The following is an 11,977-nucleotide window of genomic DNA, read 5'->3' on the forward strand; positions in this document are numbered from 1 at the left end:
ACACATCCCCCACACCCTGGCCCCGCTCATCCCGGCGGGCGAGGCGCGATACGCCCCCACCGCGCGCGCCGCCGCCCGGCCCGCCCCGCCCCCCCCCCCCCCCCACGCCGCCCCCGCCGAGGTGCCCGCGGGCCCGTACGACGCCCTGCTGGAGGCGGCCGCGCAGGCGCTCGACGCCAACGACTTCGGCGGCGCCGTCCAGGCGTACCGAAACGTCCTCTCCGACGACCCGGCCAACACCGAGGCCAAGCTGGGTCTCGCCCAGGCCGAACTCCTCGGCCGGGTCGCGGGCACGGACCCGCAGCAGGTCCGCAAGGAGGCCGCCGAGAATCCGGCCGATCCCGCCGCCCAGATGGCCGCCGCCGACCTCGACCTCGTGGGGGGTCATGTGGAGGACGCCTTCGGCCGGCTCGTCGAGACGGTCCGCCGTACCTTCGGCGACGACCGGGACGCGGTGCGGGTGAGGCTGCTGGAGCTCTTCGAGGTCATCGGCCCCGAGGACCCCAGGGTCACCGCCGCGCGGACCGCCCTGGCGCGCGTCTTGTTCTGATGTGACAACACGGCCGCGGTGCCCCCCGGGTACCGCGGCTGTTTTCGCGGGCGAACGACAACCGACGCCTGCACTTTGCCAAATCTTGACAGAAGTACGCCCTGTTACTGGCAGTAAAGCGCGCTCCGTGTTCTGTCCGGAAAAGCGCCACGATAGCCCCATTAGGGCGTCCCTTGGGTGCCACCCTGCGTGGCCGGGCGGTATCCCGTTGTCGCACCCTGGTTATCGGGTCGTTACTAGCGAGTAACGACCCCCCTTGTGTCGCGGCCGGGAATGCACCACGATCGGCCACGCTCGGTCCAATACCCGCCAGCCCGGCCGCCAGCCGGCGCCGGCGGCCTGTTGGTTCCCCACCGGGTGGTCGGCGGCAGTGGGCGCCGATCGCGGACAGGGGGGTTCCTGCCCCTGGGCAGGGCCTGTCCGAACCGGCTGCGCAGACGCGCGGCCAGTGGTTGTCGCTCGGGGGTGATCGCCGGTGATTCGGGTGCGGTACACGCCTCCGGTCCGGGCGCTCTCCTTCCCGAGGACGTAGCACTTCTCCCATCCCAGGGCGGGCACCGAGCCCGTACCGGAGATGTACGTCCGAGAAGGAGGAAATCAATGAGTTCCCAGGTTCGCGGTGGGACGAGATGGAAGCGTTTCGCTCTGGTCATGGTGCCGAGCGTCGTCGCGACCGCCGCTGTCGGTGTCGGGCTGGCGCAGGGTGCGCTCGCCGCGTCGTTCAGCGTCTCCGGCCAGAGCTTCAAGGTCTCCACCGACAAGCTCGTCGGTGAGGACTTCGTCCAGTACGGCAGCGTCGCTGTCGGCAAGGACCTCAAGGGCAACGACGCGGCGCACCCGGTGGCCGTGTCGGGCTTCAGCAAGGCCACGATCACCAACATGTGCCAGTCGGTGGTCACGCCGGACCTCCCCTTCGGTCTCGGTAGCGTCAGCCTTCAGCTGAAGGCCGGCACCGACCCGAAGAAGCCGGTCGAGGCGACCAACCTGTACCTCGACGTCGCGCAGCTCGACACGGACGCGTACTTCGAGAACATCGACATCGGCGTCGCGGCCGGTTCGGTCGGCAAGCCCGGCATCCAGGCCGGCACGGAGAAGGCCGTCAACCCGAACGGCTTCTCCCAGCGCGCCAAGGTGGCGACGCTGTCCGACGTGAAGCAGACGGCGTGGGCGACCACCGCCGGAACCTTCAAGCTGAGCAACCTGAGCCTGAGGCTGCACAAGGGCGTCAAGGAGTGCTTCTAAGCACTCGCCCGGGTGGCCGGAGTGCTCGCCGAGAGCCCTTCGGCCGCCCACCCTCTCTTCTCTCACAGCAGTACCGGTTCCAGGGAGCTGTTTTCCATGAGCCCCGAGTCCACAGGGCAGAACGAGCACTACCTCACCGTCTTCCGGCGGGGATTCCGCACCTGGCGGGGTAACCGGCCGTTCTGGGCGGGTCTGTTCACCATCCTGGGTGGTGTACCCATCGCGTACTTCCCGTACGCGAACATGCACCTCGGCAACATGACGATCGCGATGTCCACCACCGCCGGCGCCGGCTCGCTGATCATCGGGATCCTGCTCATCACGCTGGGCCTTACGATGTGGTTCCACCAGATCGTGCGGGTGTTCGCCGGCGTCGCCGCGATCCTGCTGGCCCTGATCTCGATACCGGTCGCCAACATCGGCGGCTTCCTGGTCGGCTTCGTCTTCGCCCTCCTCGGCGGAGCCCTGTCCGTCTCCTGGGTACCCGGAGAGCCGGCCGAGAGCGGGGTTCCGCTCGGTGGGCAGGCGCCGGCGGGTCTGTCCGCCGTGCCGCCGCAGCCGGAGGGCCCGCGCTCCGGGGACGCGTTCCACGGTGCGGCCGTTCCCCAGCAGCAGACCGCCGGGTACGACACGGCGGCAGAGGCCGAAGGAGGAAGGCACCGTGCGGGGTGACGAAGGACAGCCGGTGAACGCGTACACGGACGACGCCACGGGTGCGCGCAGAGGGCCGCGCCACGCCGCCCCGCGTAAGTCGCTGCTGACGAAGCTGCACATGCCGGCGGGCAAGAAGGCCTTCGCGCTGGCCGCGATGCCGACGGCCGTCTTCGTCGGCATGGGACTCACCCCCAGGCTCGCGCTGGCCGACGACAGCACCGACATCCCCTTCGCCCCCGGACCCTGCGTGACCCGCTCCGACGAGCCGGGTGAGTCGGCGGAGCCCGACACGACGCCCACCCCGAGTGCCACGCCCTCAGGGGGGTCCGCCGAGGACGAGAAGCCCCCGGCGGACGAGAAGCCCCCGGCCGACGAGAAGCCCCCGGCGGACGGGAAGCCCGCTGACGACGCGGCATCGGGTGCGGACGGGGCCGCTTCTCCGGAGCCGTGCGCCGCGGCGAGCGCCGGCGCGCGGGCGGCGGACGCGACGGCCGGGACGAAGGCGGCGGCCACTCCCGCGGCCACGCCCACCGCCGGCGAGCCGGCGAACCCCCTCGACCCGCTGGGCGTCGGCGACGCGCTGAAGGACCTCCTCGACGGACCGGACAAGGAGACGGCGAGCCCGTCTCCCGCGCCCACGGCCGTGTCCCCGAAGCCCGAGTCCCCGGAGCCGGCGGCCACGAAGCCGGCCGGAGAGTCCACCGGGACGTCCGTGGAGAAGGTCACCGGCAGGGCGAAGGCGGAGGCGGACAAGACCGCCGAAGCCATCCGGGAGGCCGCCGGCAAGGCCGGCGAGGACGTCGAGGAGCTCGAGGACGACGTCAAGGGCCTCGACCCGGTGAAGGACGAGGACATCCCGGACGGCGCCAAGCAGCCGTTCCCGTGCCCGACCGCCGACCCCGAGGCGCTCGCCGCGGCCGACCTGGAGCAGGGCATCCCGCTGCTGCCCGACGACCCGTGGATCCTGGAGTCGACGCGACTCACGCTCACCGGGCTCGACTACGCGGGCATCGTCGAGGTGCGCACGGGCGACGGCAGCACCAAGAAGGTGCTGAAGTTCACCGCGAGCTCGATCGACATCAAGGACCTGCACCAGCTGACGAAGGGACCGGCCGGCACCACCGGCCACGTCAAGGCGCGTGCGGGTTCGACGTCCACCTTCCGCGGCGGCACGGTGACGATGTACACGGAGGAGCTGAAGGGCAATCTCTTCGGCCTGATCCCGATCACCTTCAGCCCCCAGACCCCGCCGCCGCTGAACGTCCCCTTCGCCTTCTTCACGGACGTGAAGGTGACCCAGGCCGGCCAGTTCGGCGGTTCGCTCACGATTCCCGGGCTGCAGAACTACTTCACCGGCGGCAACAGCTAGGGACCTGCCGTCCCGATGCGGACGAGAGGCCCTGGCGGCCGCCGGCCGCTCTCCCGATCGGGCGCCGCACCGCAGTGGGGGCCGCCCCCCTCGCGGGGGTGCGCCCCACAGTCACGCCGTAGGGGGAGCGTCAGTCGCGCTTCTCGCCGCTGAGGTGGTGCACCCGGACCATGTTGGTGGTGCCGGGGACGCCGGGGGGCGAACCGGCCGTGATGATCATCGTGTCGCCGTCGTTGTAGCGGTTGAGCTTCAGCAGCTCCGCGTCCACCAGGTCGACCATGGCGTCCGTGTTGTCCACGTGGGGCACCACGTAGGACTCCACGCCCCAGCTCAGCGCGAGCTGGTTGCGGGTGGCCTCCTCGGTGGTGAAGGCCAGGATCGGCTGCGCGGCACGGTAGCGGGAGAGGCGCCGGGCCGTGTCGCCGGACTTGGTGAAGGCCACCAGCGCCTTGCCGTTCAGGAAGTCCGCGATCTCGGCGGCGGCGCGGGCGACCGAACCGCCCTGGGTGCGCGGCTTCTTGCCCGGCACCAGCGGCTGGAGGCCCTTGGACAGGAGCTCCTCCTCGGCGGCGACGACGATCTTCGACATCGTCTTGACCGTCTCGATCGGGTACGCGCCCACGGAGGACTCCGCCGACAGCATCACGGCGTCGGCGCCGTCCAGGATCGCGTTCGCGACGTCGGAGGCCTCGGCGCGCGTCGGCCGCGAGTTGGTGATCATCGACTCCATCATCTGGGTCGCCACGATCACCGGCTTGGCGTTGCGGCGGCACAGCTCGATGAGGCGCTTCTGCACCATCGGGACCTTCTCGAGCGGATACTCGACGGCCAGGTCACCGCGGGCGACCATCACACCGTCGAAGGCGGCGACGACGCCCTCCATGTGCTCGACGGCCTGCGGCTTCTCCACCTTGGCGATGACGGGGACGCGGCGGCCGACCTCGTCCATCACCTTGTGGACGTCCTTGACGTCCTCGGCGTCCCGGACGAAGGACAGGGCGACCATGTCGCATCCCATCCGCAGGGCGAACCGAAGGTCCTCGACGTCCTTCCCGGACAGCGCGGGGACGTTGACCGCCGCACCCGGGAGGTTGATCCCCTTGTGGTCGGAGATGACACCGCCCTCGATGACGATGGTGGTGACCCGGGGGCCGTCCACCGAGACGACCTTGAGCTCGACGTTGCCGTCGTTGATCAGGATCGGGTCGCCCTTGGCGACGTCACCGGGCAGCCCCTTGTAGGTGGTGCCGCAGATCGACTTGTCGCCGGGGACGTCCTCGGAGGTGATCACGAACTCGTCCCCGCGGACCAGCTCGACGGGGCCCTCCGCGAACTTCGCGAGGCGGATCTTGGGGCCCTGGAGGTCGGCGAGCACGCCGACCGCGCGGCCGGTCTCGGCGGCGGCCTTGCGGACCCGGTCGTAACGGCCTTGGTGCTCCTCGTGGGTACCGTGACTGAAGTTGAAACGGGCCACGCTCATGCCGGCCTCGATCAGAGCGACGAGCTGCTCATGGGAGTCGACGGCGGGACCGAGGGTGCAGACGATTTTGGAACGGCGCATGAGGCGGATCCTATCGGTTTGTTTCGCTGCGGAATATTCCGTCTGGTGGAAGATACAAAAGGGCGCGGGTCCGCTCAGTTGTGGACCAGGGCGAAGGTCTGGCCGGCGATCTCCAGCTCCTCGTCCGTGGGGATCACGGCCACGGCCACCCGCGCGCCGTCGGGGGAGATGAGCCGGGGCTCACCGGACCGTACGGCGTTGCGCTCCGCGTCCACCGCGAGGCCGAAGCCCTCCAGTCCGGCGACCGCCGCCGCCCGCACCGGAGCGGAGTTCTCCCCGATCCCGGCCGTGAACACGACGGCGTCGACCCGGCCGAGCACCGCCGCGTAGGCGCCGATGTACTTCTTCAGCCGGTGGATGTAGACGGCGAACGCGAGCGCCGCGCGCTCGTCGCCCTCGTCCACGCGGCGCCGGATCTCCCGCATGTCGTTGTCACCGCACAGACCCACCAGGCCGCTCTTCTTGTTGAGCAGGACGTCGATCTCGTCGGCCGACATCCCCGCCACCCGCTTCAGGTGGAAGGTGACCGCCGGATCGATGTCCCCGGAACGCGTACCCATGACCAGCCCCTCCAAGGGGGTCAGTCCCATGGACGTCTCCACGCACCGGCCACCCGCCACCGCGGAGGCCGAGGCGCCGTTGCCCAGGTGCAGCACGATCACGTTCACGTCCGCCACCGGCCGCCCCAGCAACTCCGCGGCCCGGCGCGAGACGAACGCGTGCGAGGTGCCGTGGAAGCCGTAGCGGCGGATGCGGTGGGCGTCCGCCGTCTCGACGTCGATGGCGTACCGCGCGGCGTGCTCCGGCATCGTCGTGTGGAACGCCGTGTCGAAGACGGCGACCTGCGGCAGGTCGGGGCGCAGTGCCTGGGCGGTCCGGATGCCGGTGATGTTCGCCGGGTTGTGCAGGGGAGCCACCGGGACCAGGCGCTCGATCTCCTTCAGCACCTCGTCGGTGATCACGGTCGGCTCGCTGAACCTGAGCCCGCCGTGCACCACCCGGTGGCCGATCGCCGCGAGTTCGGGGGAGTCGAGGCCGAGTCCGTCGGCGGCCAGCTCCTCGGCGGCGGCCTTCAGGGCCTGCTCGTGGTCGGCGATCCGGCCGGTCCGCTCACGGGTGCCGCCGCCCGCCGCGGGCGTGTGCACCAGGCGGGAGGACGCCTCGCCGATCCGCTCCACCAGGCCGGTCGCCAGCCGGGACCGGTCGCGCATGTCCAGGAGCTGGTACTTCAGCGAGGACGAACCGGAGTTGAGGACGAGTACGCGGTGGGCGTCATTCATGGAGCGCGAGCCTTCGCTGGTGGGGTCGGTGGTCGTCGTCATCACTGCTCGCCCTGCGCCTGGATCGCCGTGATGGCCACCGTGTTGACGATGTCCTGCACCAGCGCCCCCCGCGACAGGTCGTTGACCGGTTTGCGCAGCCCCTGGAGGACCGGGCCCACCGCGACGGCGCCCGCGGAACGCTGCACCGCCTTGTACGTGTTGTTGCCGGTGTTGAGGTCCGGGAAGACGAGCACGGTCGCCCGCCCCGCCACCTCCGAGGCCGGGAGCTTCGTCGCGGCGACGGACGGTTCGACCGCGGCGTCGTACTGGATGGGGCCCTCGATCCGCAGGTCCGGCCGTGACACGCGTACCCGCTCGGTGGCCTGGCGCACCTTGTCGACGTCCGCGCCGGTGCCCGAGGTGCCCGTCGAGTACGACAGCATCGCGATGCGGGGCTCGACACCGAAGCGCGCGGCGGTGACCGCCGACTGCACGGCGATGTCCGCCAGCTGCTCCGCGTCGGGATCCGGGTTGACCGCGCAGTCGCCGTAGACCAGGACCCGGTCGGCGAGGCACATGAAGAAGACCGAGGAGACGATCGAGGCGTCCGGCTTCGTCTTGATGATCTCGAAGGCCGGACGGATCGTGGCCGCCGTGGAGTGCGCCGAGCCCGAGACCATGCCGTCGGCCAGCCCCTCCTGGACCATGAGCGTGCCGAAGTAGTTGACGTCCGCCACGACGTCGTACGCGAGCTCGGCCGTCACCCCGCGGTGCGCGCGCAGCAGGGCGTACTGCTCGGCGAAGCCCTGGCGCAGCTCGGAGGTGCGGGGGTCGATCAGCCTGGTTCCGGCCAGGTCGACGCCGAGGTCGGCGGCCTTCTTGCGGATGACGTCCACGTCGCCCAGCAGGGTCAGGTCGCAGACGTCACGCCGCAGGAGCACGTCGGCGGCGCGCAGGACGCGTTCCTCGGTGCCCTCGGGGAGGACCACCCGGCGGCGGTCCGAGCGGGCCTGTTCGAGGAGCTCGTGCTCGAACATCATCGGGGTGACCCGGCCGCTGCGGGCCACGGAGATCCGCTCCAGCAGGGCGCCGGTGTCCACGTGGCGTTCGAAGAGGCCGAGTGCCGTCTCCGCCTTGCGGGGCGTGGCCGCGTTGAGCTTGCCCTCCAGGGCGAAGAGCTCGCCCGCCGTAGGGAAGGAGCCGCCGGCCACCGCGACGACCGGTGTGCCGGGGGCGAGGCGCGCGGCCAGCCGGAGGATCTCCTCGCCCGGGCGCTCGTCCAGGGTCAGCAGGAGGCCCGCGATGGGCGGTGTGCCGGCGCTGTGGGCGGCCAGGGAACCGACGACGAGGTCGGCCCGGTCGCCGGGGGTGACGACGAGGCACCCCGGGGTCAGCGCCTTGAGGAGGTTGGGCAGCATCGCGCCGCCGAAGACGAAGTCCAGTGCGTCGCGGGCGAGGCCCGAGTCGTCGCCGAGGAGCACCGTGCCGCCGAGCGCGGTGGTGATCTGGGCGACGGTGGGCGCGGAGAGCGCCGGATCGTCGGGGAGGACCGAGCACAGGACCGGGAGCGTGGCCGACAGCCGGGCCGCGATGTCCGCCCGGTCGCCGGACGCCACCCGGTTCACGATCATCGCCAGGACGTCGCAGCCGAGCCCGGCGTAGGCCCGGTAGGCGTTGCGCGTCTCGGCCCGTACGGACTCCGCGTCCTGGCCCTGTCCGCCGACGACCGCGATCACGGAGGCGCCGAACTCGTTCGCGAGGCGTGCGTTGAGCGCCAGCTCGTCGGGGAGCTGGGTGGCGGCGAAGTCGCTGCCGAGGACCAGCACCACCTCGTAGTCGCGGGCCACGCGGTGGAAGCGTTCGACGAGCCGGGAGACGAGCTCGTCGGTACCCTTCTCGGCCTGGATGGCTGAGGCCTCGTGGTAGTCCATGCCGTGGACGGTCTCCGGGCTCTGCGAGAGGCGGTAGCGGGCCCGCAGCAGCTCGAACAAGCGGTCGGGATCGTCGTGGACGAGCGGCCGGAAGACACCGACCCGGTCCACCTGACGCGTCAGTAGCTCCATGACTCCCAGATCGACGACCTGACGGCCGTCTCCCCGGTCGATCCCGGTCACGTACACGCTGCGCGCCACGCGTGCTCTCCCGTCCTGTTTGGCTGGCCTTGCCCCCTTGACGATACCTACGGGGGCAGGTCCGTCGCCCGCCGGGAAGCACCCGCGGCGGGCGGGCCCCGCGCCGTCCCGGATCCCGGCCCCGCCCGGACCCGCAGGAGCCGAAAGCGCGGGTGGCGCGGACGGCGTGGGACAATCGTGGTGGCTCACGGTACGGGGGTTGCGTCGCAGGGCCCCCGGGAGGCACGGCACCACGGCCTGTCCCGTAACCCCTGGCGGGCGCGCGACGGCGGCCACGGCACCGGACCGCGTCGTCGGAACGCCCGGATACATCCCGTACGCCGGACGTCCCTCCGGCTCGCGGCGCACGGCGGCCGAGGCCGTGCGCCGAACCACCAGGGACCACGGGACAGCCCTTAGCGAGCAGGAGACAGACCAGGATGCGCATCGGAATTCTCACAGCGGGCGGCGACTGCCCAGGCCTGAACGCCGTGATCCGGTCGGTCGTGCACCGCGCCGTGGTGGGTCACGGCGACGAGGTGATCGGCTTCGAGGACGGCTTCAAGGGCCTGCTCGACGGCCACTTCCGCCCCCTGGACCTGAACGCGGTCAGCGGGATCCTGGCCCGCGGCGGCACGATCCTCGGTTCGGCGCGGCTGGAGCGCGACCGGCTGCGCGAGGCCGCGGAGAACTGCGAGGAGCTCTCCCGCCGTTACGGCATCGACGCGCTCATCCCGATCGGGGGCGAGGGCACGCTGACGGCGGCCCGGATGCTGTCGGACGCGGGCATGCCCGTGGTCGGTGTCCCGAAGACGATCGACAACGACATCTCGGCGACCGACCGGACCTTCGGCTTCGACACGGCCGTGGGCGTCGCCACCGAGGCCATAGACCGTCTCAAGACCACCGCCGAGTCGCACCAGCGGGTGATGGTGGTCGAGGTCATGGGCCGCCACGCGGGCTGGATCGCGCTGGAGTCCGGCATGGCCGGCGGCGCGCACGGCATCTGCCTGCCGGAGCGGCACTTCCAGGTCGACGACCTGGTCAAGATGGTCGAGGAGCGCTTCGCGCGCGGCAAGAAGTTCGCCGTCATCTGCGTCGCCGAGGGCGCGCACCCGGCCGAGGGCTCCATGCCGTACGCCAAGGGTGAGATCGACCAGTTCGGGCACGAGCGCTTCCAGGGCATCGGCAACCGGCTCGCCGCCGAACTGGAGCTGCGCCTCGGCAAGGAGGCGCGGCCGGTCATCCTCGGCCACGTGCAGCGGGGCGGCACGCCGACCGCGTACGACCGCGTGCTGGCGACCCGTTTCGGCTGGAACGCGGTGGAGGCCGTGCACCGCGGCGACTTCGGCCGCATGACGGCACTGCGCGGCACCGACATCGTCATGGCCCCGCTCGCCGACGCGGTGACCCGGCTGAAGACCGTGCCGAGCGAGCGGATGTACGAGGCCGAGTCGGTCTTCTGACCGGCTCCCCGCGGCGGCCGTCGCGCCGTGCGGCCCCGCCGGAGCCGCCCCCCTAAACCCTGTCCCGCCCGCCGCCGGCCCCGCCCGTCCCTCGTGGACGGCCGGGGCCGCGGCTGTGCGGGAGGTGCGCCCGGTCGCGGGACCGGCGGGTGGCGCGCCCGTCCGGGCGGGCCCGGAGCCCGCCGCGGCGGGCCCTGTCGACCCCGCCCGGCGGCTTTCCGCCCCGGCGCCCGGCGGCCTCCCGCCCCGGCGCCCGGTCAGATTCCCGCCGTGCGCCAGAACCTCTCGACCACCCGGTCGAGGAACTCGCGCCCCGCCTCGCCGCCCGTCCCGGAGCGGTCCCGGCCGGCCGTGTTCCAGCTCAGGGTCGAGACCATCAGCGCCTGGTAGTCGGTGTGCAGCTGCTCCAGCACGTCCTGCACGAGGACCCGGTCCAGGGGGACGAGTTTGGCCACCGGCCTGACGTACGCCTGCCAGCGCGTCGTCGCCGCCCTGGTCAGCAGCTGTGACAACTCCTCGTTGCGGCCGGTGGCCGTGAGGAACTGCGCCGCCGACAGGTCCAGCGCCTCGCAGAGCGCCAGCGCCTGGCGCTCGTTGCCGCGCCAGCGGCCCGACTCCTCGACGCGCTGGTAGGAGGCGGCCGTCATGCCGAGCGTCCGCGCGAGATCCTCGACCGAGAGGTCCCGCGTCACGCGGTGTTCGCGCAAGGTGCTCGCGGCGGCCATCAGTTCCCCGGGGGCGCACCACAGCACGCCCGCGAGGGCCGTCAGTTCCCGCTCGCCGGGCAGCGCGACACCGCGTTCCCAGGCCATCACGGTCTCGGCGGTGATCTGGAGTCCGTACTGGGCGCCGAGCCCGTACGCAACATGGCCGGGAGCCATTCCCAGTGCCTCGCGGAGTCGGCGCGCGGCGGGGGCATTGAAGGGCGGGGTGGGGTGCACGGCCCCACCGTAGAAGGAAGGGAACCCCCTGGCTACAGGCTGTTCTCACCAGTTCACCCTTCGTATGATCCTCCTAGTGGCCCGGCGCGGACCCCCCGGAGCCATCAGCGACTTTCGGCCACCCACCGGTAGTGCAGCTCCGGCCGTCCGACCTGACCGTAGGAGGGGCGGCGCTCGGCGCGGCCCGCGGTCACCAGGTGCTCCAGATAGCGGCGGGCGGTGATCCGGGAGATCCCCAGCTCGTCCCCGGCCGCCGACGCCGTCAGCCCCTCCGCGGACGCCCGCAGCGCCGTGGTCACCGCCTCCAGGGTCGGCCCGCTCAGCCCCTTGGGCAGAATGGCGGGCTGGGTGACCCGCAGCGCGGCCAGCGCCCGGTCCACCTCCTCCTGACCGCTCGCCTCCCCGGCCGCCGCCCGGAACTCGGCGTACCGCACGAGACGGTCCCGCAGGGTGGGGTAGGTGAACGGCTTCAGCACGTACTGCACCACGCCGAGGGAGACGCCCTCCCGCACCACCGCCAGGTCACGCGCCGACGTCACCGCGATCACGTCGGCGCCGTGCCCGGCGGCCCGCAGCGAGCGCAGCAGTTGCAGGCCGTGCCCGTCGGGCAGGTACAGGTCCAGCAGGAGCAGGTCCACCGGCGTCCGGTCCAGGGCCCGTACGGCCTCCGCCCGGGTGTGGGCGACGGCGGCCACCTCGAAGCCCGGCACCCGGCCCACGTACATCTCGTGGGCGTCGGCGGCGACCGGGTCGTCCTCCACGACCAGCACCCGGATCACGCGGTGACCACCTGCGCGGTCCGGCCGGCGAGGGGCAGCCGG

Annotated in this window: 10 protein-coding genes; 5 read left to right on the top strand and 5 right to left on the bottom strand. The window is 72.0% G+C overall.

Annotated features, from left to right (window positions below; all coding sequences use genetic code 11):
* From ABZ371_RS20575 to ABZ371_RS20590, 4 genes are all read left to right on the top strand, one after another.
* Positions 1-550, top strand: a 550-nt coding sequence (locus tag ABZ371_RS20575; RefSeq protein WP_358681580.1) for a tetratricopeptide repeat protein, incomplete at its 5' end; no start/stop codon positions are given.
* Positions 551-1,150: 600 nt separating this feature from the next.
* Positions 1,151-1,792, top strand: coding sequence for a DUF6230 family protein (locus tag ABZ371_RS20580; RefSeq protein ID WP_358681583.1), 642 nt, complete (start codon positions 1,151-1,153; stop codon positions 1,790-1,792).
* 96 nt (positions 1,793-1,888) lie between these two features.
* Positions 1,889-2,464, top strand: coding sequence for a DUF6114 domain-containing protein (locus ABZ371_RS20585; RefSeq protein WP_358681586.1), 576 nt, complete (start codon positions 1,889-1,891; stop codon positions 2,462-2,464).
* Entirely contained in the window at positions 2,454-3,815 is a 1,362-nt protein-coding gene (locus ABZ371_RS20590; RefSeq protein ID WP_358681589.1) for a hypothetical protein, read from the top strand. The genes ABZ371_RS20585 and ABZ371_RS20590 overlap by 11 nt, the downstream gene beginning before the upstream one ends.
* 130 nt (positions 3,816-3,945) lie before the next feature.
* Here ABZ371_RS20590 and pyk read toward each other — a convergent pair whose 3' ends face one another.
* From pyk to pta, 3 genes are all read right to left on the bottom strand, one after another.
* Complete coding sequence (gene pyk / locus ABZ371_RS20595) at positions 3,946-5,376, bottom strand: pyruvate kinase (protein ID WP_358681591.1); 1,431 nt, start codon at positions 5,374-5,376, stop codon at positions 3,946-3,948.
* 74 nt (positions 5,377-5,450) lie between these two features.
* The gene (locus ABZ371_RS20600) at positions 5,451-6,698 is read right to left on the bottom strand and encodes an acetate kinase (RefSeq protein ID WP_358681594.1); all 1,248 of its coding nucleotides are present in this window, start codon (positions 6,696-6,698) and stop codon (positions 5,451-5,453) included.
* Positions 6,698-8,770 (bottom strand): phosphate acetyltransferase, encoded by a 2,073-nt coding sequence (gene pta, locus ABZ371_RS20605; protein WP_358681597.1) that lies wholly within the window; start codon positions 8,768-8,770, stop codon positions 6,698-6,700. Before pta ends, ABZ371_RS20600 begins: the two co-directional genes overlap by 1 nt.
* 419 nt (positions 8,771-9,189) lie before the next feature.
* Between pta and ABZ371_RS20610 the strand changes: the two genes are divergently transcribed.
* Positions 9,190-10,215, top strand: a complete 1,026-nt coding sequence (locus ABZ371_RS20610) for an ATP-dependent 6-phosphofructokinase (RefSeq protein WP_358681600.1) — start codon at positions 9,190-9,192, stop codon at positions 10,213-10,215.
* A 257-nt stretch (positions 10,216-10,472) separates the two neighbouring features.
* Here the strand turns inward: ABZ371_RS20610 and ABZ371_RS20615 are convergent, their stop codons facing one another.
* Together ABZ371_RS20615 and ABZ371_RS20620 are read right to left on the bottom strand one after the other, a co-directional pair.
* Complete coding sequence (locus tag ABZ371_RS20615) at positions 10,473-11,096, bottom strand: helix-turn-helix transcriptional regulator (protein WP_358681602.1); 624 nt, start codon at positions 11,094-11,096, stop codon at positions 10,473-10,475.
* A gap of 164 nt (positions 11,097-11,260) precedes the next feature.
* A complete protein-coding gene (locus tag ABZ371_RS20620; RefSeq protein ID WP_358681604.1) occupies positions 11,261-11,935 on the bottom strand; it encodes a response regulator in 675 nt (224 codons plus the stop codon).
* Positions 11,936-11,977 lie beyond the last annotated feature (42 nt).

It is taken from the genome of Streptomyces sp. NPDC005899 (assembly GCF_040629645.1).
Classification (GTDB): domain Bacteria; phylum Actinomycetota; class Actinomycetes; order Streptomycetales; family Streptomycetaceae; genus Streptomyces.